Annotated in this window: 24 protein-coding genes; 5 read left to right on the top strand and 19 right to left on the bottom strand. The window is 68.8% G+C overall.

The window, feature by feature from the left end; translation table 11 throughout:
- Positions 1–56: 56 nt before the first annotated feature.
- Positions 57–458: a MerR family transcriptional regulator gene (locus tag AC1MGR_RS11320; RefSeq protein ID WP_055958972.1), complete on the bottom strand. Its 402-nt coding sequence runs from the start codon at positions 456–458 to the stop codon at positions 57–59.
- Between the two features lie 99 nt (positions 459–557).
- On the opposite strand from AC1MGR_RS11320, the gene AC1MGR_RS11315 reads away from it, so the two are divergent.
- Both AC1MGR_RS11315 and AC1MGR_RS11310 read left to right on the top strand, forming a co-directional pair.
- Positions 558–2,741: a heavy metal translocating P-type ATPase gene (locus AC1MGR_RS11315; protein ID WP_055958976.1), complete on the top strand. Its 2,184-nt coding sequence runs from the start codon at positions 558–560 to the stop codon at positions 2,739–2,741.
- A 232-nt stretch (positions 2,742–2,973) separates the two neighbouring features.
- Positions 2,974–3,240 (top strand): hypothetical protein, encoded by a 267-nt coding sequence (locus AC1MGR_RS11310; protein ID WP_055958979.1) that lies wholly within the window; start codon positions 2,974–2,976, stop codon positions 3,238–3,240.
- Positions 3,241–3,332: 92 nt separating this feature from the next.
- On the opposite strand, the gene AC1MGR_RS11305 is transcribed toward AC1MGR_RS11310, so the two are convergent.
- Complete coding sequence (locus AC1MGR_RS11305; RefSeq protein ID WP_055958982.1) at positions 3,333–4,076, bottom strand: DUF4396 domain-containing protein; 744 nt, start codon at positions 4,074–4,076, stop codon at positions 3,333–3,335.
- A gap of 5 nt (positions 4,077–4,081) precedes the next feature.
- Complete coding sequence (locus tag AC1MGR_RS11300) at positions 4,082–4,831, bottom strand: MauE/DoxX family redox-associated membrane protein (protein WP_055958985.1); 750 nt, start codon at positions 4,829–4,831, stop codon at positions 4,082–4,084.
- 137 nt (positions 4,832–4,968) lie between these two features.
- Between AC1MGR_RS11300 and cueR the strand changes: the two genes are divergently transcribed.
- Positions 4,969–5,442, top strand: a complete 474-nt coding sequence (gene cueR / locus AC1MGR_RS11295; RefSeq protein ID WP_055958989.1) for a Cu(I)-responsive transcriptional regulator — start codon at positions 4,969–4,971, stop codon at positions 5,440–5,442.
- 28 nt (positions 5,443–5,470) lie between these two features.
- Here the strand turns inward: cueR and AC1MGR_RS11290 are convergent, their stop codons facing one another.
- From AC1MGR_RS11290 to AC1MGR_RS11260, 7 genes are all read right to left on the bottom strand, one after another.
- Positions 5,471–5,803 carry a four-helix bundle copper-binding protein gene (locus tag AC1MGR_RS11290; RefSeq protein WP_055958992.1) on the bottom strand — a complete coding sequence of 111 codons (333 nt, stop codon included), beginning with the start codon at positions 5,801–5,803 and terminating at the stop codon, positions 5,471–5,473.
- 160 nt (positions 5,804–5,963) lie between these two features.
- Positions 5,964–9,140, bottom strand: a complete 3,177-nt coding sequence (locus tag AC1MGR_RS11285; protein WP_055958995.1) for an efflux RND transporter permease subunit — start codon at positions 9,138–9,140, stop codon at positions 5,964–5,966.
- A complete protein-coding gene (locus AC1MGR_RS11280) occupies positions 9,137–10,663 on the bottom strand; it encodes an efflux RND transporter periplasmic adaptor subunit (RefSeq protein ID WP_055958997.1) in 1,527 nt (508 codons plus the stop codon). The genes AC1MGR_RS11285 and AC1MGR_RS11280 overlap by 4 nt, the downstream gene beginning before the upstream one ends.
- Positions 10,660–11,064, bottom strand: a complete 405-nt coding sequence (locus tag AC1MGR_RS11275) for a FixH family protein (protein ID WP_055959001.1) — start codon at positions 11,062–11,064, stop codon at positions 10,660–10,662. Before AC1MGR_RS11275 ends, AC1MGR_RS11280 begins: the two co-directional genes overlap by 4 nt.
- An 81-nt stretch (positions 11,065–11,145) precedes the next feature.
- Positions 11,146–11,541, bottom strand: coding sequence for a hypothetical protein (locus tag AC1MGR_RS11270; RefSeq protein ID WP_055959004.1), 396 nt, complete (start codon positions 11,539–11,541; stop codon positions 11,146–11,148).
- A gap of 286 nt (positions 11,542–11,827) precedes the next feature.
- Positions 11,828–12,058 (bottom strand): GDCCVxC domain-containing (seleno)protein, encoded by a 231-nt coding sequence (locus tag AC1MGR_RS11265; protein WP_055959007.1) that lies wholly within the window; start codon positions 12,056–12,058, stop codon positions 11,828–11,830.
- An 8-nt stretch (positions 12,059–12,066) separates the two neighbouring features.
- Complete coding sequence (locus AC1MGR_RS11260; protein WP_162238978.1) at positions 12,067–12,504, bottom strand: mercury transporter MerT; 438 nt, start codon at positions 12,502–12,504, stop codon at positions 12,067–12,069.
- 44 nt (positions 12,505–12,548) lie between these two features.
- Here AC1MGR_RS11260 and AC1MGR_RS11255 point away from each other — a divergent pair, with 44 nt between their 5' ends.
- The gene (locus AC1MGR_RS11255) at positions 12,549–12,962 is read left to right on the top strand and encodes a MerR family transcriptional regulator (RefSeq protein ID WP_055959010.1); all 414 of its coding nucleotides are present in this window, start codon (positions 12,549–12,551) and stop codon (positions 12,960–12,962) included.
- A 127-nt stretch (positions 12,963–13,089) separates the two neighbouring features.
- On the opposite strand, the gene AC1MGR_RS11250 is transcribed toward AC1MGR_RS11255, so the two are convergent.
- From AC1MGR_RS11250 to AC1MGR_RS11225, 6 genes are all read right to left on the bottom strand, one after another.
- Positions 13,090–14,067, bottom strand: a complete 978-nt coding sequence (locus tag AC1MGR_RS11250) for an arsenic resistance protein (RefSeq protein ID WP_055959013.1) — start codon at positions 14,065–14,067, stop codon at positions 13,090–13,092.
- Positions 14,064–14,450, bottom strand: a complete 387-nt coding sequence (locus tag AC1MGR_RS11245; RefSeq protein ID WP_055959016.1) for an ArsR/SmtB family transcription factor — start codon at positions 14,448–14,450, stop codon at positions 14,064–14,066. The genes AC1MGR_RS11250 and AC1MGR_RS11245 overlap by 4 nt, the downstream gene beginning before the upstream one ends.
- A gap of 113 nt (positions 14,451–14,563) precedes the next feature.
- Positions 14,564–15,736: an MFS transporter gene (locus tag AC1MGR_RS11240; protein WP_055959019.1), complete on the bottom strand. Its 1,173-nt coding sequence runs from the start codon at positions 15,734–15,736 to the stop codon at positions 14,564–14,566.
- Between the two features lie 7 nt (positions 15,737–15,743).
- Positions 15,744–17,039, bottom strand: coding sequence for an arsenic transporter (locus AC1MGR_RS11235; RefSeq protein WP_055959020.1), 1,296 nt, complete (start codon positions 17,037–17,039; stop codon positions 15,744–15,746).
- 36 nt (positions 17,040–17,075) lie between these two features.
- The gene (gene arsC / locus AC1MGR_RS11230) at positions 17,076–17,501 is read right to left on the bottom strand and encodes an arsenate reductase (glutaredoxin) (RefSeq protein WP_055959023.1); all 426 of its coding nucleotides are present in this window, start codon (positions 17,499–17,501) and stop codon (positions 17,076–17,078) included.
- Entirely contained in the window at positions 17,501–17,848 is a 348-nt protein-coding gene (locus AC1MGR_RS11225) for an ArsR/SmtB family transcription factor (RefSeq protein ID WP_055959026.1), read from the bottom strand. The genes arsC and AC1MGR_RS11225 overlap by 1 nt, the downstream gene beginning before the upstream one ends.
- Before the next feature lie 47 nt (positions 17,849–17,895).
- Between AC1MGR_RS11225 and arsH the strand changes: the two genes are divergently transcribed.
- The gene (gene arsH / locus AC1MGR_RS11220; protein ID WP_055959029.1) at positions 17,896–18,648 is read left to right on the top strand and encodes an arsenical resistance protein ArsH; all 753 of its coding nucleotides are present in this window, start codon (positions 17,896–17,898) and stop codon (positions 18,646–18,648) included.
- Between the two features lie 517 nt (positions 18,649–19,165).
- Here the strand turns inward: arsH and AC1MGR_RS11215 are convergent.
- The 3 genes from AC1MGR_RS11215 to AC1MGR_RS11205 form a co-directional block, all read right to left on the bottom strand.
- The gene (locus AC1MGR_RS11215; RefSeq protein WP_056251355.1) at positions 19,166–19,519 is read right to left on the bottom strand and encodes a DUF4376 domain-containing protein; all 354 of its coding nucleotides are present in this window, start codon (positions 19,517–19,519) and stop codon (positions 19,166–19,168) included.
- A gap of 599 nt (positions 19,520–20,118) precedes the next feature.
- Positions 20,119–21,357 carry a hypothetical protein gene (locus AC1MGR_RS11210; RefSeq protein WP_055959032.1) on the bottom strand — a complete coding sequence of 413 codons (1,239 nt, stop codon included), beginning with the start codon at positions 21,355–21,357 and terminating at the stop codon, positions 20,119–20,121.
- A gap of 802 nt (positions 21,358–22,159) precedes the next feature.
- Positions 22,160–22,423, bottom strand: coding sequence for a helix-turn-helix transcriptional regulator (locus AC1MGR_RS11205; RefSeq protein WP_146180523.1), 264 nt, complete (start codon positions 22,421–22,423; stop codon positions 22,160–22,162).
- Positions 22,424–22,529: the final 106 nt, after the last annotated feature.

The following is a 22,529-nucleotide window of genomic DNA, read 5'->3' as shown; positions in this document are numbered from 1 at the left end:
TGCAACATCGGCGGGAGGACGCACTTCCACCTGATGCCGACGAGGCCGATCCATCCTCAGGACGGATCCCCGTGGGGAGACAAAGCCTCAATGATGCGGCAGTCGGCGACGGACCCGCAGCCGCACTGACCGATGACGTCACGCAGCTCATGCGCCAACCGGGTCAGGTCGGCCAGCTTGCGCTCGACCTGCGCCAGGTGGGCGCGGGCGATGGTGTCGACCTCGGCGCAGGACCGGTCGCGGTCGTCGGCCATGGCGAGAAGCTCCCGGATCTGGTCGACCGTGAAGCCGAGGTCCCGTCCCCGCCGGATGAAGCTCAGGCGGCGCAGGTGCTCCGGACCGTAGAGACGGTAGTTGCCCGCCGACCTTTCCGGCGCCGGCAGGAGCTTCACCTTCTCGTACCACCGGACCGTCTCGACGCGGGTGTTCGTCGCCGCGGCCAGGTCGCCGATGGTCATGGGGGGTGCGTGCGCCATGGCCTTGACCCTGTAGTTCCTACAGGGTGCATGTAGGGCCTCAGACCCTTCGGCGCGAGGCCCGGGTCGACGGAGCTTGCCATGTCAGGGCTAGGAACATCGGGAGCGGTCCCCGCGGGCGCCGCGCTGCGCTACCGCGTGAAGGGCATGGATTGCCCGAGCTGCGCGACCAAGATCGAAACGGCGGTAACCCGCCTGCCCGGCGTCCGCGACGTGCGCGTGAACTACACGGCCCAGGTCCTCGACCTCGTGCTCGACGAGGGCTCGACGCCCAGGGCGGACCTGGAGAACCGGATCACGGGGCTCGGCTATGGCGTCGGGTCCCTGCCGATCGCGGCCGACCTCGCCCGCTCGCAGACGACGGGCATCGCGGCCCCGGCCATCGTCGAGGAGGAGGCGGAGACCCCCGCCTGGCGCAGCCGCAAGGGGCTTTTGGCGCTGGGCATCGCCGTCCTGTTCGCAAGCGGATTTCTCCTGCAGACGGTTCGGCCCGGGCTGGCCGGGGAATACGCCTACTGGCCCGGCGCGCTCCTGGGTCTCGCCTTCTACGGACGCCGCGCCATCGCCGCCGCCCGCAACGGCTCGCCCTTCTCCATCGAGATGCTGATGTCGGTCGCCACCATCGGGGCGCTCGCCATCCATGCCGCCGAGGAAGCGGCGGTGGTGGTCCTCCTCTTCACCGTTGGCGAGATGCTCGAAGGCTTTGCGGCCGGCCGGTCCCGGGCCGGCATCAAGGCCCTCGTGGGCCTGGTGCCGAAGACGGCGCGCCTGGTCGAGGGGGACGGCGCCGTGCGTGAGGTGGCGGCCGCCTCCCTGGTGATCGGCCAAACCGTGCTGGTGCGCCCGGGTGACCGCGTCCCTGCGGACGGCGAGGTCACGGACGGCACGTCGAGCCTCGACGAGTCCCCGATCACGGGGGAATCGGTGCCCCGGCCAAAGGAGGTCGGGGACGCCGTCTATGCCGGCAGCGTCAATGCGGACGGGGCCCTGCAGGTCAGGGTCGCCCGGATGCCGTCGGACAACACCGTCGCCCGCATCCTGCACATGGTGGAGGAGGCGCAGGCGTCGAAGTCGCCGACCGCCCGGTTCATCGACCGCTTCAGCGCCGTCTACACCCCGGTCGCCTTCGCGGTCGCCGCGCTGGCGACGCTTGGCCCGCCGCTGCTGCTCGGCGCCGACTGGGGCACCTGGATCTATCGCGGACTGGCGTTGCTCCTCATCGCCTGCCCCTGCGCCCTCGTGCTCTCGACCCCGGCCGCCATCGCCTCGGGTCTTGCCGCCGGAGCGCGGCGGGGACTGCTGGTGAAGGGCGGCGCCGCCCTGGAGACCATCGGACGGGTGCGTACCGTCGCGTTCGACAAGACGGGGACGCTCACGGCAGGGCGTCCAAGGGTCACCGACGTCCTCCGATTTGCCCCGGACATGACGGATCGCACCCTGCTCGGGCTCGCGGCGACGGTGGAGGCCGGATCGAGCCACCCCATCGCTCGTGCGATCCTCGAACGTACGGAGGCCGACGCCATCCCCCTGCGCCCCGTACGCGATGCCCGTGCGGTTCCCGGCAAGGCCGTCCAGGCCACGGTTGCGGGACGCACGGTCGCGGTGGCATCCCCGCGCCACGCCGCGACACTGGCCAGCCTCTCGCCGGAAGCGGAAGCAACGGTGCGGGCCCTTGAGGAAGCGGGCAAGACCGCCGTCGTCGTGGTTCGGGACGGAGAGGCGCTCGGCGTCGTGGCGGTCCGGGACGAGCCCAGACAGGATGCGGCCGCCGGCGTCGCGGCCCTGCGCCGGCTCGGGGTCGAATGCGTGATGCTGACCGGCGACAACCGGCGCACCGGCGAGGCCATCGCCAAGGGCCTGGGACTATCGGTCCGGGCCGACCTGCTGCCGGCCGACAAGCTCGCCGAGATCGGCGCGTTGAAGGAGGTCGGGCCGGTCGCGATGGTCGGCGACGGCATCAACGATGCCCCCGCGCTCGCCTCCGCCAGCGTCGGGATCGCGATGGGCGGCGGCACCGATGCGGCGCTGGAGACAGCCGATGCGGCCATCCTCAACGACCGGGTGACGGACGTGGCGGCGCTCGTGGCGCTCTCCCGGGCGACGCTCGGCAACATCCATCAGAACGTGGCCATCTCCCTCGGGCTGAAGGGCGTGTTCCTGGTGACGACACTCGCCGGCATCACCGGGCTATGGCCGGCCATTCTGGCGGATACCGGGGCGACCGTCCTGGTGACGGCCAACGCCCTTCGCCTGCTTCGGGCCTGAGACGACGGTTTCGTGCTGGCTACGCGCCGGTGCCATCGTTGTGACCGGAGGCCGGAAACCACGACGCCGAGTTTCCGGAAAAGCTTTCCTTATCCAAGGCGACCGGGAGACTGCGCACCCACGGAACCGTCTCAGAAGCGGAGCCGTTCCTCGTCGCTCCCGTACCGTCCGTGCCGGTCCCATGATCGGCTCGGGCGAGACCGAGCCACCAACAACCCACGAGGAAGCCCCCATGAGGAAGTCCCTTTTCGCCGTCGCTGCCCTGGCCGCGCTCGGCGCCATCGGCATCGCCGCCCCCGCGTCGGCAGCCCCGGGCATGGTCGGCGCCGTCGAGGCCCAGACCAGCATCGTCGACGTCCGCATGGACGGGATGCACGGCCACCGCGGCCATGGCCGCATGATGGGCCATCGTCACGGGCACGGCCACATGATGCGCCACCATCACCACCGCGGCCACATGATGCGCCACGGTCATGGTCATCGCCACCACCGCATGTGATCGTCCAGGGGCCCTTCGGGGCCCCTTATTCCTTCTCTATTAAAACGACGGACCTCAAGGCAGGCAGGTCGCGCGGCCTGGCGGAAGCGAGCTTACATCCGCTCCTTGATGCTGGAGCCGACGAGCCACCAGTTCACCGGGTAGCTGGTCATGAATCCCGCGACCACGGCGACCTGCATGGCGAACCAGAACTCAACTGAGTTCACCGGCGCCCGTTGACCGGCAAGGTGCGGGAACACGGCGAACTGCGCGAGCGCCATGAAGCCGTACATGCCGACCTGCCAGGCGATCAGCGACAAGGTGTCGGCCTTGAGCGCGGCGACGATGCCCCGGCCCGGGGAGAGCCCGCGCATCGGCACGATGGCGTAATACTGGAACACGATCCCAAGCCCGAAGGCGAAGACGAAGTCCAGCGCCCAGACCGCGTACATCTTCTCCTCGAACAGCGACTGCCAGCCGAACCAGACCGCCACCACCGGCGCCAGGAAGGCGAGCCACTCGGCGGCGACGTCGCCCAGCATGCAGCCGCTCCCGCAGTGGAGCGCGCCCTTGCCCACCATCACCGGGAACGGCGTTTGCGTCATGTTCGGCGGCTTCTCGTCCCGCTCCATCGCGCGGTGATGCGCCTCCATGGTCGCGAGGCGGCCATAGCGAAAGTAGGCCCAGACCACGACCACCGTGCCGAACAAGGCGCTGACCGGCCAGACCACGTTCATCACGGTCATGTGCTGCGGATGCCGAATGACCTGCACCGACAGCAGCAACGAGCAGGCGGCCCCGAGCAGCAGGGCCAGGATCGAGAGCGCGTGGAGCCAGGCGGGGAACGTCGTGGCCATGCCGCTCAATGCCCCATCGCCAGCATCCAGACGGCCATGGCGACCATCATCACATTCTCGGTCAACGAGACGAAGCCGAGCGGCACCTTGCTCGATCCGCCGACGCAGGCGCACTTGATCTCGCGCTTGTCGACGTAGACCGCCTTGAACACCGAGACCGCGCCGATGGTGCCGATGAACAGGGCCACGGGGATCGACAGCCAGTTAAGGGCGCCGGCCACCATCAGGACGCCGGCGATGCCCTCCAGGAACGGGTAGGCGTAGGCGTAGCGCACCCAGCGCTTGGCCAGCAGGTCGTAGCCGAGGAACATCGACGAGAAGGTCTCGACGTCCTGCAGCTTGAGGAGGGCGAGGACGCACATGCTGAAGGCGATGTACCACTCGCCCGCCCGGACCGTCAGGGGCGTGCCGTACACGGCGTAGCTCGCCGCGAGCGCCATCAGCGCGGTCATCGAGAACACCGCCACCACCGGCGTGTAGGTCGTCGCGTTCGGGTCGTTGGCGGCCTGGCCGAAATGCCGCCTGAGGTCGTCGAAACCCCCGACGCGCTCGCCGTTGATGAAGGTCTGGGGCGTCGACTTGACCGCATGCTCGGCCTTGAAGCGGTCGGTCTCCTCGCGGGTGGTCAGCCAATGGTCCTCCACCTGGAAGCCCTGGCGTTCGAGGAGGTCCTTCGCCTTGAGGCCGTAGGGGCACGTGTGCTGCGGCATCATCATGCGGTACAGGACGGCCTTGCGGGACGCGGTGGCTTGCATCGGAAACTCCGTGGGTTGTCGGGGCGCGATGCCGTCCGGGCCTCGAAGTGGAAGCAGGGTGCGGGCAGCGGCCGATTGGGCTTGCGGACCTTCCTGCACCTTCCCATCATAGGAAGGTCAACGGAGGGACTCTCACGATGAACATTGGCGAGGCGAGCCGGGCCTCCGGGGTCTCGGCCAAGATGATCCGGCACTACGAGAGCATCGGGCTCGTGCCCCCGGCGGACCGGCGCGACAGCGGCTATCGCGATTATGGCACCGCCGACCTGCACCGGCTCGGCTTCATCCGGCACGCCCGGGACCTGGGCTTCTCGCTGGACCGCATCCGGGTGCTGCTCGGGCTCTGGAGCGACCCTGCCCGCAGCAACGCCGAGGTGAAGGCCATCGCGAGGGCCCACGTGAAGGAGCTCGAACAGCGGGCCCGCCAACTCAACGAGATGGCGAACGCCCTCCGGTCCCTGGCCGACGCCTGCGATGGCGACGGCCGGCCGGACTGCCCGATCATCGCCAGCCTGGAGACCGGGGCGAACGTCCCGCCCTGCCATCCGGGCGCCTCCCCGGGGGCGATGCCGCCCCCCGCACCGCGCCGGAAGGCCGTGGCCGGTCGCTGAGTCCGAACCGGCCCCGGCGGCGCTTCGGTCAGGCAGCCATCTTCCGGCAGCTCTCGGCGCAGCGGCGGCACTGCTCGACGCAATGCTGCATGTCGCCGACCTGCTCGCAGCTTCGGGCACAATCCTCGCAGACGTCGGCGCACTCGGCGCAGGTGTGCTTGTGATGCCTCGTCCCGATCAGCATGAAGTGCGCCGACGTCCGGCACATCTCGGCGCAGGCCAGCATCAGGCGGAAGTGCTCGGGCTCGACGTGCTTGCCGCCGGCCGGCAGGCAGCGGTTCGAGGCCATGCCGAGGCAGGTCTGGTAGCAGCGAAGACATTCGTCGATGCAGGACTGCATCTCGCTCGACATATTGCTCATGTGAAGCTCCTTGATGTTAGACAAAAAGAAACGAGCGTCAGCACTGGATGACAGTACCCCTCCAGTATTGCCTTGCTCATTCTGTCAACTCAGACGGCTATAGTTCGTTCTAATAAATTCCTTCTCTCATGCCCGGGATACTCAATCCGTCCGCAAGCGCCTACTCCGCCGCCTCGCGGTAAGCGGGTCGTTCGGCCGGGGCGACGCTCGCCGGCGTCTCGGCGGCCGCGGACAGACCCCATCCCTTCACGAGGGCGTAGACCGCCGGGATGACGACCAGCGTCAGCACGGTCGAGGACACCATCCCGCCGATCATCGGCACGGCGATGCGCTGCATCACTTCGGAGCCGGCGCCCGTGCTCCACAGGATCGGGATCAGGCCGGCCATGATGGCGGTCACGGTCATCATCTTCGGGCGAACCCGCTCGACCGCACCGACCATGATCGCCCGCCGCAGGTCCTCGCGGTTCAGGGGCCGCCCCTCGCGTGCGCAGGCGGCCCGGACCTCGTCGAGCGCGTGGTCGAGGTAGACCAGCATGATCACCCCTGTCTCGGCGGCGACGCCGGCGAGCGCGATGAAGCCCACCGCCACGGCCACCGACATGTTGAAGCCCATCCACCACATCAGCCAGATGCCGCCGACCAGGGCGAACGGCAGCGACAGCATGACGATGAGCGTCTCGGTCAGGCGCCGGAAGTTGATGAACAGCAGCAGGAACACGACGAGCAGCGTCAGCGGCACCACGACCTTCAGGCGCGCCTCGGCCCGCTCCAGGTATTCGTACTGCCCGCTCCACTGCAGGGTCGTGCCCTGTGGGAGCTTGACCTCGTCCACCACGGCCTTGCGCGCCTCGGCCACGTAGCCGCCGAGGTCGCGCCCATTGATGTCGACGAAGATGTAGACCGCAAGCTGTCCGTTCTCCGTGCGGATCGAGGTCGGGCCCCGGGTGAGTTCGACCTTGGCGACCTCGCGCAACGGCACCGTGCCCCCAGCCGGGAGTGGCACCTGCACCTCGTCGGCGATGGCCCGCGGATCGGACCGGAAGGCCCGGGGGTAGCGGACGTTGACGGTGTAGCGTTCGCGTCCCTCGACGGTGTTCGTCACGCTCTGGCCGCCAAGCGCCGTCGCGATGACGTCCTGCACGTCCCCGACCATCAGCCCGTAGCGCCCGAGCGCCTCCCGGTCCGGCGTGATGTCGAGGAAGTAGCCGCCGATGACCCGCTCGGCGTAGGCGCTCGACGTGCCCGGCACGTTGCGCACCACCGCCTCGACCTGGCGAGCGACCCCTTCCATCTCCTTAAGGTCGGTGCCCAGCACCTTGATGCCGACGGGCGTGCGAATGCCGGTCGAGAGCATGTCGATGCGGGCGCGGATCGGCTGCGTCCATGCATTCGACACGCCCGGGAACTGCAGGGCCTTGTCCATCTCGGCCTTGAGGCTCGCCAGCGTCACGCCGGGGCGCCACTCGGACGGCGGCTTCAGCGCGATGACCGTCTCGAACATCTCCATCGGCGCCGGGTCGGTCGCGGTGTTGGCGCGGCCCGCCTTGCCGTAGACCGAGGCTACCTCCGGGAAGGATTTTATGATGCGGTCCTGGGTCGCGAGGAGCTCGCCGGCCTTGGTCACCGACAGGCCCGGCAGGGTCGTCGGCATGTACATCAGCGTGCCCTCGTTGAGGTCGGGCATGAACTCCGAGCCGAGCTGACGGGCCGGCCACACGGTCGCCGCCAGCACCCCGAGGGCGAGCAGGACAGTCAGCACCCGCGCCCGCAGGACGCCCGCGATGAGCGGCCGGTAGAGCCAGATCAGGAGCCGGTTCAGCGGGTTCCTGTGCTCCGGGATGATCCGGCCCCGCACGAACAGCACCATCAGCGCGGGGACCAAGGTCACCGACAGGATCGCGGCTGCCGCCATGGCGAAGGTCTTGGTGAAGGCCAGCGGCCCGAACAGCCGGCCTTCCTGGCTCTCCAGTGTGAAGATCGGCAGGAAGCTGACCGTGATGATGAGGAGCGAGAAGAACAGGGATGGGCCGACCTCGGACGCCGCCTCCACCAGGATCTCCGTCCGCGGCTTGCCTGGCGGCGCCCGTTCCAGGTGCTTGTGGGCGTTCTCGATCATCACGATGGCGGCGTCGATCATGGCGCCGACCGCGATGGCGATGCCGCCCAGGCTCATGATGTTGGCGCCGAGACCCAGGGCTCGCATGCCGACGAACGCCATCAGGATCCCGACCGGCAGCATCAGGATGGCGACGAGCGCGCTCCTCACATGCAGCAGGAACACGACGCACACGAGCGAGACGACGACGCTCTCCTCGACCAGCGTGTGCCGCAGGGTGTCGATGGCCGCGTCGATGAGCTGGGAGCGGTCGTAGACCGGCAGGATCTCGGTGCCCGCGGGCAGGCTTTTCGCCACCTCCGCAAGCTTCGCCTTCACGCCCTCGATGACGTTCAGCGCGTTCGCGCCGAAGCGCTGCAGGACGATGCCGCCGGCGACCTCGCCCTCGCCGTTCATCTCGGTGATGCCCCGACGCTCGTCCGGTCCGAGCTCGACCCGGGCGACGTCCCGGACCCGCAGCGGCGTGCCGCCGGAAGTCTTGAGGACGATGTTCTCGATGTCGGCGACGCCCCTCAGGTAGCCGCGACCGCGGACCATGAACTCGAACTCGGAGAGCTCGACCGTGCGGCCGCCGACGTCGGCGTTGCTCGACCGGATTGCGTCCCGGAGCTTGTTGAGGGAGATGCCCTGGGCACGAAGCCGGTTCGGGTCGACCACGACGTTGTACTGCTTGACGAAGCCGCCGACGCCGGCGACCTCGGCGACGCCCTCTGCCCGCGAGGCCCCGAACCGGACCACCCAGTCCTGCAGGGAGCGAAGCTCGGCGAGCGTCCGTTCCTTTGCGACGACGACGTACTGGTAGACCCAACCCACGCCCGTGGCGTCGGGGCCGAGTGTCGGGGTTACCCCGGCCGGCAGGCGGCTCGCCGCGGCGTTGAGGTATTCGAGCACCCGCGAGCGGCCCCAGTACGGGTCGGTGCCGTCCTCGAAGATGACGTAGACGAACGACACGCCGAAGAACGAGAAGCCGCGCACCACCTTCGCCTTCGGCACCGTCAACATGGCGGTGGTCAGCGGGTAGGTGACCTGATCCTCCACGACCTGTGGCGCCTGGCCCGGGTACTCCGTGTAGACGATGGCCTGCACGTCCGAGAGGTCGGGGATGGCGTCGAGCGGCAGGGTGCGCAGCGACATCACCCCGACCGCGACGGCGAACACGGTCCCAACCAGCACCAGGACGAGGTTACGTGCCGACCAGCCAATGAGGCGCGCGATCATGGCGTGCCTCCCGCGTCGGCGGCCAGCCGGTCGTCCTTGGGCGGCGCCATGCCCTGGAGGGCCGCCTTCAGGTTGCTCTCGGCGTCGATGAGGAAGTTCGCGGAGGTCACGACGCGGTCGCCGGCCGAGATGCCGTCGCGGATCTCGGTGTAGCCGGTGCCGCGCACGCCGACCTTGACCTCCTTCGGCTCGAAACGGCCTTCCCCGCGGTCGAGGAGCACCACCTGCCGCTCGCCGGTGTCGATGACGGCGTCGTCCGGCACCGCGACCACGGGCTTGGTGTCGCCGGTCGCGACCTCGACGTCGGCATACATGTCGGGCAGCAAGGTGCCGTCGGGGTTCGGGAGCTCGATGCGCACCCGCGTGGCCCGGGTCTCCGGGTTCACCTGCGGATAGATCGTCCCGACCTTGCCGGAGTAGATGCGCCCCGGGGCCGAGCGCAGGCGGATCGTGGCGGCTTGCCCGACGCGGACGTTGGAAAGGTCGCGCTCGGGCACGTCGGCGAGCACCCACATCGTCGCGATGTCGCCGATGCGGAACAGGGTATCGCCGGCCGCGGCCTTCATGCCCTCGATGGCGGTCCGTTGCAGGACGATGCCGTCCCGGGGCGACGACCAGGTGATGGCCATCGGCACGTTCCGGGTCCGCTCCATCTCGTCGATCACCGCCTCGGAGACGTTCAGGTTCCGCAGGCGCCGCCTCGCGCCGTCGAAGCCCGGGTTGGCGATGAGCTGGGCCGCCGCCGCGTTGATCTCGGGCGAGTAGACGTGGACCAGCGCCTGGCCCTTGCGGACGCGGTCGCCGGTGGTGACGTTCTCGACATGGTCGACGTAGGCGTCCGACCGGGTCGCGATGACCGTCACCCGCCGCTCGTCGAGGGCGACCGTGCCGGGCACCCGGACGGGCTGCGCCACCACCCGGCGCTCGATGACCTCGGTCCGCACGCCGGTGCGCTGCACCTTGCCGGGCGAGACGGTGACGACGTTGCCGTCGCTGTCCTCACCCTCGTAGACGGGGATGTAGTCCATCCCCATCGAATCCTTCTTGGGCGTGGCCGAGGTGTCCGGCAGCCCCATCGGGTTGCGGTAGTAGCGGATGCGGCGGGCGCCCGCGGCGGGCTTCGCGTCCCCGGCCTTCCCCATGTCCTGGGCGGCCAAGTCATGCCCGGCCATCCCCTGGCCGGCCATGTCGGCAGGCATGGCCTCGCCGTCGTCCGAAGCGTCGAAGCGCACGTCCTCGCTGGCGTGGACCGCGCGGAACTCCCGGCCATCCGCGGTCGCCATCGGCGACAGCGAGTAGACCGGCTTCCCGTCCGGGTCCTGGTAGTAGACCACCGGTCCGGCCGCCTTCGTGGGGGCCGTAGCCTGCGCGGCCGGCATGGGGGCCGGAGACCACCGGGCGAGCTCCGTCCGGGCGCGCTCGGCGAGCGCCGGCACGGGGTTCTCCCCATGCCCCGCGACATAGCCGGCGCCCCCCGCCGCGAGTGCGGCGAGGGTCCCGGCGAACCAGGCCGCGCGGCTCACTTGACGGCCTTGAAGACCAGCTTGTCCTCGACCGTGCCGGTCTCGCCCTGGACCTTGGCCCCGAGCGACAGGCGCCAGCCGCCGGCCATCGTGAGCTTCGCCTTGAAGCGATAGACGCCCGGCTCGGTCGTGGGGAGCTGCTCGATCTTCGAGGTCATCTCGTCCATGCTGTCGGGCGCCATGTCGATGCGCTTGGCGAAGATCACGGCGTCGGGAACCGGCTTGCCGCTGCGCTTATCGAGAAGGCGCACCGACAGGACAGCCTCGCCGACCTTGGCCTCCTGCTGCAAGAGCTCGAAGCGGTAGTCCTTGATGTCGGCAAGCGCCGGGAACGCGGTCGCCGACAGGGCGGCACCGAGCAGCGCCGCCGAGACGGCGCGCGGAAAAGGCTTCTGGGTCACGGGTGTTGTCTCCTGAACGCGATGGCGGGCCGCGCGTGGACGCGCGGCGTCATGCCGGCGCTCACGCCGGCGGCATCGGGTTCAGGCTCGGGGAGGCTCGGTGGGCGGCCCTTGCGAGAGGCTGTCGAAGGACGCGATGACGGCCCAGGTGGGTCCCTCGAAGCGGGCGACGCGACCCGGAAGTCCGAGGGCGACCGGAAGTCCGGTGGCGACCTTAGCCAGGCAAAGCGCCATCAGGGGGCAGCCCTTCGAGCAGTCGGGCATGTCCGGCCGCTCCTTGGGGCAGCACGGCATCTCGTCCATGGCCATCCCGGCCATGCCGTCCATGGCCTCGTCGGACATCGCCATGGCGTGACCGTGAACGCCCGTCGGCGCGCGCATGCCTGCGGCAGCCGCGGATGCGGTCACCGGCGCAAGGGCGAGGCTGAGGACCGCCAGGAGCGGGAGCAGCCTGCGAAGGGCGAGCCAGAAGGTCACCGTCCGACGATGCCACATCACAGACCGGCAAGGAAGGGACGGGACTACCGGACGCGCCAAGGGGATACGACGAGCGCGAGTTTCGCGATGACGGGCACGGGACGGAAGACGTAGGTGTCGCGCGACGACCGGACGCCCCGCGCCCGGGGACCCGGAGCCATGCACCCGAGGCTACCGGACGCGCTCCATCGAGCGTCGGATCGTGACCGGGAGAGGACGGATCGTCCAGCACGGCACCATGCCCGGACCGGGACCAAGCGGGTATGCCTCCTGTCCGGTCCGCAGCTCAGGAGGACCCCGAGCAGCAGGATGCGGACCCGCCGTTCTCGCGGGCTTCCTGGATGGGCGGACAGGGGACCTCGCCGAAGGAGCAGAAGACGCAGCAGTCGCCCGCCTTCGGGCGCAGGAGCGTGCCGCAGCCGGTGCACTCGTAGAAGAACTGGCAGGCGTCGGTCGGCATCGTCTCCGTCGCTCGATGACCGCAGTGCGGGCAGGTCAGGGTGGACCGAAGCTGCATCGTCCGCCTCACCGCATCGCCTTGAGCACGACAGGCTCAAGGTATGGTTCCCACGCGAGCGCCAAACCGACCAGCACCGTCCCAAGTCCCAGAAGGCCAGGGGTACGCCATGACGGCCCCATGCGAGCACATGGTTCGGCCATGTCGCATGCCGTCGCCCGGTAACGGAAGAACAGCGCCCAACCCATGAGGAGGGCCAGGGCGGCCCCGCCAAGCAGGATCGGCCGGATGCTAGCCAACATGGCCAATCCTCCGAAAACCGCCCCTGTCGCGCCGAGACCGGCAAGCGCCACCGGGAGGGCGCAGCAGGACGAGGCCGCCAGGGCACCCAGCCCGGCGACCGTGCCCAGCCCGGCGAACCAGCTTCCCGAGGGAATCGGCAGGCCGTCCCGCGGACGTGAGGCGGGTCTTGCGGGAGGCGCCATGGATGGTGTGTCGATCATCATCGTGCCACCCTGCATCCCGTAGCCACTACGGGATCAAGCGAAAAATGGCGAAGGGTGCGCGAGGTCTCTCCATAGGGCAGATCGCGGCGGCGGCCGGGATCAACCTGGAGACCGTCCGCTACTACGAGCGCATCGGGCTCATGCCGCCGCCGGCTCGCACGGAGGGCGGTCACAGGGCCTACGATCCTGCCCATGTCCGGCGCCTGGCGTTCATCCGTCAGGCTCGCGCATTGGGCTTCGGGATCGAGGACATCCGGACCCTGCTGGCGTTGGCCGCGCCCGGGCACCGGTCCTGTGGCGAGGTCCGGGACGTCGCAGCCGCCCACCTTGCCGAGGTCCGCGCCAAGCTCGCCCGTCTCGCGCGGCTTGAGCGCATCCTGAGCGACACCGTGGAGCGGTGCAGCGGCGCCCCGACGCCGGCCTGCCCGGTTCTCGATATGCTCGATGCACCGATGTGAAAGCCGGCCCATCCGACACCCAGCAGTGGAACGGGACCGCCGGTCGTCCTTGTCTTGGTCCCAAGAGGCCGGAAGCGGGTGGCGATGCGGGGTCACGCAGCCGCTCGTCCGTGGAACGACCGTCGACCTAGGCGTCGACCGGCGAGGATGCCGGGGCGCCGAACCTTGGCATGAGGCGGACGTAGATGAGTTCGCTGAGGAGCTCGACCAGCGTCTGCGTGACGATGACGGCGGGCAGGAGTGGCACGGCACCCGGAACCGCAAACGCCAGCGGCAGGACCACCAGGGAGTTTCGCGTGGCGGCGCTGAAGGCCAGCGTGCGGACGGTGGGGGCATCCAGGCGGAACGCGCGCCCGACCGCCCAACCCAGCAGCGGAGCCGCCACGGCGAAGACGACGTAGACGGGGACCACCCGCGGGGCGTCGTCCAGGGCGGGCCCGAGCTGGGGCAGGACGGACGCGATCACCACGAACAGGACGAGGGCCGTTGCCGGCACCGGCAGAAGCCCGAGCCCGGCGGCGATCCGCTGGCCGGTGCGGCTGCGTGCGGCCCAGATCTGCACGGCCGCAGCAAGTCCGAGGGGAACCGCGATGAGCCAGACGAAGGCGTGCACGAACGGACCGACCTGGACGAACCTGGCGGCGTCCTCGCCGAGGAAGACGTTGAGGTAGACCGGCAGCAGCAGCATCTGCGCGATCAGCAGCGCCGGGGTGGAGGCCAGCAGCACCTTGGCGTCCGCGCGGCCGAGGTGGGCGAAGGTGACAACGTAGTCGATGCACGGCGTGAGCAGGACCATGAGCACGCCCAGCCGCAGCATCGGATTGGCGGGCAGGAACTGGATCAGGCAGGCCACCAGGATCGGCAGCGCGACGAAGTTCGTGGCGAGGAGCGCCGCCAGGAAACGGACCCGCGTAAAGGCTTTCCCCAACTCGGGCAGGGGTACCTGGAGGAAGGTGACGAACAGCATCAACGCCAGGGCCGGGTTGATCCCGACGTCCAGGGCCGTGGTTCCGGGGACCAACAGCGCAACGACGACGGCCAGGCCGATGGCGGCGAAGTAGATCGGGATCTGGCGGCCTTCGAGGATGTCGCGCAAGGTGGTCATGCTTCCTCGCAGGCGATCCTGGGGGCTTGCTCGACCCGCTGGGGCCGTCCGGTGCATTTGGCGAACAGGTCGATGGCGCGGTCGCAGACCTCGCAGTGACCCTCGCAGCAATCGCGCATGAGGAAGGCGACGAGGTCGGACAGGGCCGGGAAGATCGCGCTGTAGATGATCGAGCGACCTTCGCGGCGGCTCTCGACGAGGCCGGCGTTCTCCAGGTGGTTGAGGTGGAACGAGATGCGCGGCGCCGAGGCACCTGCGATGGCCTCGGTGATGGCACCGGCGGCCATGCCCTTCGCCCCGGCGGTCACCAGCATGCGGATGATGCGTAGGCGGGTTTCCTGCGCGATGGCCGCGAAGCCGTCGAGCGCTTGCTTTTCCTGCACGACACTTAAACCGTTATGGAATCGTTTAAGCGTCAGTAGGCTCACGACGGGTCGGAGGCAAGGACCGGATCTGGACCGGATCACGGCGGACGTCCCAGGCAGCCTCCGCTTTCCTAGCTTCGCGGCCGGACACGCCAGAGCGATAGGGCAAGCGCAACGTTCGCCACGGCGAGCACGCTGAGCAGTGCATAGGTCGCGTCCGCGCCCGCGTGGGTCAGGACCAAGGCTCCGACGGAGGGTGCAAGCGCTTGGGCCACCAGCCCCGGGCGGGCGAGGCGGCCGACGAGCGCGGCGTAGCGTTCGGGACCGAACAGGGCCAGGGGCACCGTACCCCGTGCAATCGAGTAGATCCCGTTGCCGGCCCCGTAGAGGACCAGCGCCAGCCCGACCAAGGGTAGGCCGGCCGTCAGCATCGCGATCCCGAGGACCACCAGGACCATGGCGGCGGTCAGGGTCCAGAGGGGATGGTGCCGACCCTTGCCGGCCATCTCGACGATGCGCGCACCCACCTGTGCCGGTCCGATCAGGGCACCATAGGCGACGGCCGAGGTGAGAGCCACGCCACGGGCCTGGAGCAGGGTGATGAGGTGCACCGAGACCATGGCCATCACCGTGCCGCCGAGGGTCAGCACCCCTGCCATGAGGAGGAAGGCACGACGCTCCCGGCCATCGAGCCGGACGCCGGGGATCGCGCCTTCGGATCGCGTGACCGGATGCGCGGGGGGCCGGGGGATCGCGAGCAGGACGAGCGGCAGCGTGACCGAGAGGTGCAGCCCGGCATAGGCGAGGCAGGTCCCGCGCCAGCCGACCCGCTCGATCAGGAAGGCCGAGAGCGGCCAGCACACCGTGCTGGCGAAGCCGCCCCACAGGGTCAGGGTCGTGATGGCGGGCCTTGCCTCGGCGCCGTAGAGGCGCCCGAGCGTGGCGAAGGCGGGGTCGTACAGGCCGGTGCCCATGCCGAGGCCGACGAGGAGCCAGGCCGCGAGGTAAGCCGTGAGGTTCGGGGCAAGGGCAAGGCCCATGAGGCCCAGCGCCAGCGCGATGGCGGCGAAGGCCAGCACCGGCCGCCCGCCATGCTCCCCGATGAAGGCTCCCACCCGCGGCGAGACGAGGCCTGCGACGAGGAGGCCAAGGGACAGCCCTCCGATAACCCAGCCGAGGGGCCATCCCGTATCCTTCGACATCGGCGCGGCCAGCACCGACAGGAGGTAGAACGAGGAGCCCCAGGTCAGGATCTGGATCACGCCCAGGGCCGAGATCACGGGCCATCGGCGCGCCGGGGCCATCGGATCGCTACCGGGCCCCGAGAACGGGTAGCCAGACCGCCAAGGCCGCCAGGGTGACCAAGAGGACCGGTGGCGTGATGACCAGGCCCACCCGCATGTACTGGCCCCAGGTGATACGCTGGCCCTTGGTGTCGAGGACGTGGAGCCAGAGCAGGGTCGCCAGGCTGCCGATGGGCGTGAACTTCGGGCCGAGGTCGCAACCGATGACGTTGGCGTACACCATCAGCTCGCGCATCAGGGGCGACAGGTCCGGGGCCTGCTGGATGGAGAGCGCGCCGACGAGCACGCTCGGCATGTTGTTCATCACCGACGACAGGATCGCGGCGGCGACCCCCGTGCCGAGGGTGGCGACGAACGGACCGAAGCCCGAGAGCCGCACGAGGCCTTGCGCCAGGTAATCGGTCAGGCCGGCGTTCTTCAGGCCGTAGACTACGAGGTACATGCCGAGGCTGAACAGGACGATCTGCCAGGGGGCACCCGCGAGCACCTTGCGGATCGGGATGACGCGGCTTCGGTTCGCCAGCGCCAGCAGGACCAGTGCGCCGGCGCAGGTGACCACCGAGACCGGCACGCCGAACGGGGCCGTCATGAAGTAGGCCACCAGCAGCAGGGCGAGGAGCGGGAAGGCCGCCTTGAAGACAAGCGGATCCTTGATCGCGTGGCGCGGCGGTTCGAGCTCGGTCACCGGGTACGTGGTTGGCAGGTCGCTCCGGTAGAACAACCACAGCACCACCAGGGTCGCGGCCAGCGAGACGAGGTTCACCGGGACCATCACGGCGGCGTAGCGGCTGAAGGTGATGTCGAAGAAGTTCGCCGAGACGATGTTGACGAGGTTGGAGATCACCAGCGGCAGGCTGGTCGAATCCGCCACGAACCCGCAGGCGACGATGAAGGCCAGGGCCGCCGCCGGCTTGAAGTCGAGGCGCAGCAGGATGGCGAGCACGATGGGGGTGAGCAGCAGGGCCGCCCCGTCGTTGGCGAACACCGCCGCGATGGCGGCACCGAGGAGGATCACCAGCGGGAACAGCAGGTGCCCCCGGCCGCCGCCCCACCGGGCGATGTGGAGCGCCGCCCAGTGGAAGAAGCCGGCCTCGTCGAGCAGGAGCGAGATGATGATGAGGGCCACGAAGGTGAAGGTGGCGTCCCAGACGATGTGCCAGACCACCGGGATGTCCCCGGGATGGATGACCCCGGTGCCCAGTGCCACGGCGGCCCCGATCAGGGCGCTCCACCCGATGCCGAAATCCCGCGGCTGCCAGATGACGAAGACGAGGGTGACCACGAAGATGGCGAGCGCGAGCATCGGGACTGTTTCTTGTTCTTGGGGGTGTGGGTGGGGTCAGGCGGTAGCGACGCGGCGCCCGTGCTCGTCGACGACGCGCTCGCCATCCTCCTTGACGAACTCGCCCTGTTGGGCGGGAAGGAGGTCGAGGACCGCCTCGGAGGGCCTGCATAGGGCAACACCCAGTGGGGTGACGACCAAGGGGCGGTTCAGCAGGATCGGATGCTCGCCGATGGCATCCAGAAGCTGATCGTCCGTCAGGCTCGGGTCCGAGAGGCCGAGCTCGCCGAAGGGCGTTCCCTTCTCACGGAGCAGATCACGGACCTTCACGCCCGCCCGCTCGGCAAGCTGGCGCACCAGGGTCCGGTTTGGGGGCGTCTTCAGGTACTCGACCACGTGCGGCTCGATGCCGGCGTTGCGGATGAGGGCTAGGGTATTGCGGGACGTGCCGCAATCCGGGTTGTGGTAGATCACGACGTCCATCAGGTGGTCTCCGTGCAACAGGCGGCAAGGGCAGCGACAGCCGGGGCGCAGACCTCAGGGCGTCCCTGGCAGCAGTCGCGCATCAGGAACTGGATGAGCTCGGACAGGTCCGGGTAGGCGGCGCTGTAGATGATCGAGCGCCCCTCGCGCCGGGACGTGACCAGCCCGGAATGCGAGAGCTCCTTCAGGTGGAACGACAGGTTAGTGCCCGACACGCCGACCGCCTCGGCGAGCGTCCCGGCCGCCGTGCCGTCAGGGCCGGCGGTGACGAGCTGGCGCACGATACGCAGGCGATGCTCCTGGCCGAGGGCCGCGAAGGCCGCCACGGCTTGCCGTTCGTCCATCATGATGTCAATATCTCAACCATCGTTGAAACGTAGAGGAATGAAACGTCTTGGACAAGCCCCTGCAGCCCTTCGCCGATGGAATGCCGAACCTAAGCGAGGGGCATTTCGTGGTCCCGACGACCGACGCCCTGCACGTGAAGACACCGTTCACCCACGCCCCGCGCTTCCTGATCCTGTACGGATCGCTCCGTGAGCGCTCGTTCAGCCGCCTCCTCGCCTACGAGGCCGCGCGCCTGTTGGAGGCGATGGGCGGCGAGGTGCGGATCTACGACGCGCACGGCCTGCCGCTGCCCGACGACGCCACTGCCGATCACCCGAAGGTCCGGGAACTCCGAAACCTCTCGATCTGGTCGGAGGGCCACGTCTGGGTCAGCCCCGAGCGACACGGCGCCATGACCGGGGTCATCAAGAGCCAGATCGACTGGCTGCCGCTCTCGGAGGGTTCGGTGCGCCCGACGCAGGGGCGGACGCTCGCCGTGATGCAGGTCTCCGGCGGCTCGCAGTCGTTCAACGCGGTCAACAGCCTCCGCGTGCTCGGTCGCTGGATGCGGATGATCACCATCCCGAACCAGTCCTCGGTCCCGATGGCGTACAAGGAGTTCGACGAGGCCGGCCGGATGAAGCCGGGTCCGCTCTACGACCGGGTGGTCGATGTCTGCGAGGAGCTGATGAAGTTCACGCTCCTCACCCGCGAGCGATCCGACTACCTCGTCGACCGGTATTCGGAACGCAAGGAGCGCGAGCCCGAAAGGCTCAAGGCCGTCGCCGTCGACATCGGGTTCGTGAAGCGACCCTCCTGATCTGCACGTCCACGCCGACCTCTTCTACGCCATCGCCTCGCCCGGTAGGATAGCGATCCCTATTTCAAGGGCTCCACGACCGTAAGCACAAGAGTCTGAGCGCTGGGGCATGTCGGCCGCCACGATGGCGACCACGGGGGCCGTCTCGTCGGGGCGCCGACGATCGCGACGTGGACGGATCCTTCGCCAACGTCGACGGCGGTCAGCTTCACTAGGCTCAGCTGGAGCTTCCGCATGCCGCCTCGGTCAGCGAGGGGGACCGGACGGAGTGGAGCGTCCCCGAGACGTAGACGAGGTCGCCGACGTCCGTGCCCGGCGCGTCGGCCTCGGCGATGGAGGCGATCGGCTCCGCAGTCAGGAGCAGAAATTTCGCTAGGCATCACGTCCTCCTTGGCCTTGCGCCGAACGAACCCCGCCCAGGTCCGGACGGTCCCGTGCGTCGCTGTCTCCAGCACCGCCACTTCGGAGAGGGTCGACGCGGTCAGGGGGCGAGCGAGGATGGCCAGGAGTGGGATGGTCACGACGCCGCCTTCAAGACGATCGCGTCGACGTCGGCGAAGGCGCCGTCGACCTCCGCGGTGGTGATGGCGCCGGCGCCGATGCCGGCAGCGACCTGGTTGTAGACCGCCAGACAGACGCCAATATGCCTCCGGATCTGCAGGCTCAGCACCTTCAAGCGGTCGTTCGTGAGGGGCCGATCTACCCCGTCGGCGAACGTCCACGGGTCGCTGTCCTTCCGGGCGTCGAGCAGCGTCGCGGTGACCTCGCTTAGCGTGCGCGTCAGGGCCCGCTCGTTGACGGCGACCGCCCAGCCGTCCCACGTTGTGCCGCCCGCCTCGGCCGCTAGGTGCGCCTCGTATGCGTAGGCCAGGACAGCGGCCGCGTCGGGCGGAGCCGGAGCGTTCGGATCGAGCCAGGAGCCATCGGCCTGTTGGGCCTACCTGAGCCACAGCCAGGCGCCGACCGCGTCGCAGATGACGTCGAGGGAGAGACTAACCATGTAAGATAGCGTGGACCGGGGGCGTTAAGGGGGTGAACGTCACGTGGGGCCCTGAAACATAACACCCCCCGACCCCGGGGGCCGGAGGGTGCGCTCAGGATGTGGTGCATCGCGAGGACGACGGATACGTCGACAGTCTAGAATATACCCCACCGAACAGCATCGGACAAGCAAAAGAGGGCGAATAACGACGGTCTAGCAAGGGGTAAGCGGCGGTTCTAGACTTGGAACGACGGCGGTCCAGTAGGGGGTAGAGCCATTCCTACGACCCCCCCCGAGCGTCGACGGCCAGCCACATCCAGGGAGGGCGGCGCAGAGCGTCACGGTAGTGAGCTACACCGGGGAACGGGGCAGGCGGCAGCGACGGGGAAGGTAGCAGGGGGACGACGGCGGGATGACGACCTGCGGGGAACCAGGAGGCCCGGGCCCAAGGGTACAACGGGGGCCCAGGGGCCCATATGTGGAACCAATTACCCGATTATCGTTGAGGGAGAACGGGTTACAGCGCCGAGAACGCCCGTCAGGATTTCGTCCATCTTGGCCTCCATCCACGGGCCCTTGGAGGCCGGTACGATGAAGCTATCGTGGACGGGCAGGCAGGGGATGGACGCCTTCTCGCAGGCCTTGAGGACATCCACCGCCATGGCGCTGTCTACGGCCATGCAGCGGATCCCACGGTCTGCAGCGATGTCTGCGGCGATGGGGGTGTTCCGCGCCACGACGGCCTTGAGCAGGCCGCGGGTGTAGTCCCAGCCGTGCTCCCAGTCGTCCTTGTCCATAATGGCCGCCGCTGCCGCGTTCATGGTCTTCGCGTTCAAGGCGACGTTGAGGGCGAGCTTGCCCTCGTCACGGGGGAATGTCCCCGTGACGTAGGGATCGTGGCGCAAGACGTGACCACGGGCTGCGTAGAGGATCCGCGGATGGAGGGTGGCGAAGTCCGGCTCGAAGGCCGCCTCGCCGTTGATGAGGAGCTCCCGGCGGCGTCCCTTGGGGAGGTTCTGCCACCATCCGTAGAGCCGGCCATGGCGGTCCCAACGGCCACGGCCGAACACGCGGTAAACCTCGGGGCTCGGGGTCGGGACGACGCTGGCCCACGTCCCCTTCTCCTTGCGGTCGTTGCGGGCTCGGACAACGCGCGTGGCGTGCTCCCACCCGTTGCCCGTCGGCATCGTGACCGAGACCTTGCCGAGGTAGGCATTGATGCGGTCGAGCTCGGCCTCCAGGCGTCGCGTCTGACGTGTCGGGTCGTAGCCGATGACGTCGCCGGCCTCGTCCTTGAGGATGAGGCGGCAGCGACGCGTCTCGTACTCGAAGGGCGCGTCGCGGAAGGCGTGGACGAGGTCGGGGGTCGCACGCAGGCGGCTCTGCATCCCGGTGGAGAGGTGGTCGCCAGGGCGGGCCCGGACCTCCTCGATCAGCCCGAGCTCGACGAGTTCAGCCACGGCGGCGAGCACGCGGTCGTAGGTGTAGGGCAGGCCCATGTACCGCGATTGACCGGCGTAGAACGCCTTGCGGCGCGAGTAGCTGACCCAGCGATCCTCGCCGGGCGCCATGTCGGCCGCGATGCACGCGGCCGCGAGGACGCTGCGCCTGGCGACGTCCTGCCTGCGATCGGGGATGTCGGGGATGCCGGCGGCCGAGAGGATGTTCTCCGGGATGCGCCAGTGGAAATCGAGGGCGCGGTCGCGCGCCTGTGCCGTGTTGAGCATGTCGTATCCATCGACACGTCAGGCACCACACCGCCGTGTCGGGACCGATGATCCGCTCGACATTAGCCTTAGTCTATGGGTATGTGCTTTGGAGATCCGCTGATATACTTCGCGAGACCAGTAGTTCAACCGCCCCGACGGGGTGCATGATCTCACGGGGGTAAAGCATCGATTTCAGCCTCGCCCACGGCCTAACTTCGAGGCACCGGAGGATTCAGCCAACGAGCCCCGTGGACGGCTCCACGGGGCTCTAATGCGGTCGAAAATTTATTTGTGCTCGCATGCGGCCGTCGCCTGATGCCGTGAGGACATATCGAATCCGCGAACAGCTTGGTGAGCTGGTGGCTCGAACTCCTAACCCGATCGGGGTCTACCCGACGACCTCGCGGCGGCCCTGGAGCGGGCCCTGTCGGCCGTGAAGCACATCGACGCCGGTAGGATCGGAGCCGAGGCGTGATGCCCAGTGACCAGGCGTTCCTACTCACCTTCGCAGGCCTGCTGCGAGTCGGCATCCTCGCCGACCCTGTCCCGACCTACCGGGCATGCCGATCGGCTTGCGCCGCCCTTGGGGACGCATTCGTGCCCGTTGACTACACCTGACCGATTCGCGCGGTCCGCTTAGTCCACGAGGAGGATTGGGAGAGTCGGCTGAGGGTCACCCCAACCGCGGCCGCCGTGCGGGCAACGCTGGCGAGCGAGGGCGTGGAGAGCGTCCTGGCACGGTGGGGCGGGCGCTACCGAGGCAAACTCATCGCGGCAGCGAACCGCGCCGCGCGCAGGTCACCGCCCGCCAGACATCCCCTTACGTGGCCGGGATCGGGGGCACGTCCGGAGGCGTCGCCTGCGTGTAGGTGACGGTCTGCACCGTGTAGTCGGGCGTGCCTGAGAAGCTGATGCCCAAGCCGGCGTAAAACCCCATCACGGAGTGGAGCGCGCTCAGGGACGACTTCCTCATCTCGACGGCGACCATGGTCCTCTGGGACAGGCCGACGCGTCGGGAAATTTCGTCCTGCGTCAGGCCGACGAGGGTCCGCGCGGCGCGCAGCTGCATTGGGGAGGGATACACGACGAGGCACTCCGAGCCGGATTCGATGGAAGGCCATTATCACCAAAGCGCCCGAAACGTGCAATGACGGCACATCGACTCGCGTTCTCAGAAGAAGGTGATATCC

It is taken from the genome of Methylobacterium sp. BI1, assembly GCF_056680125.1.
Note: the sequence above shows the minus strand (reverse complement) of the source record. Positions and strands in the feature narration are given on the sequence as shown.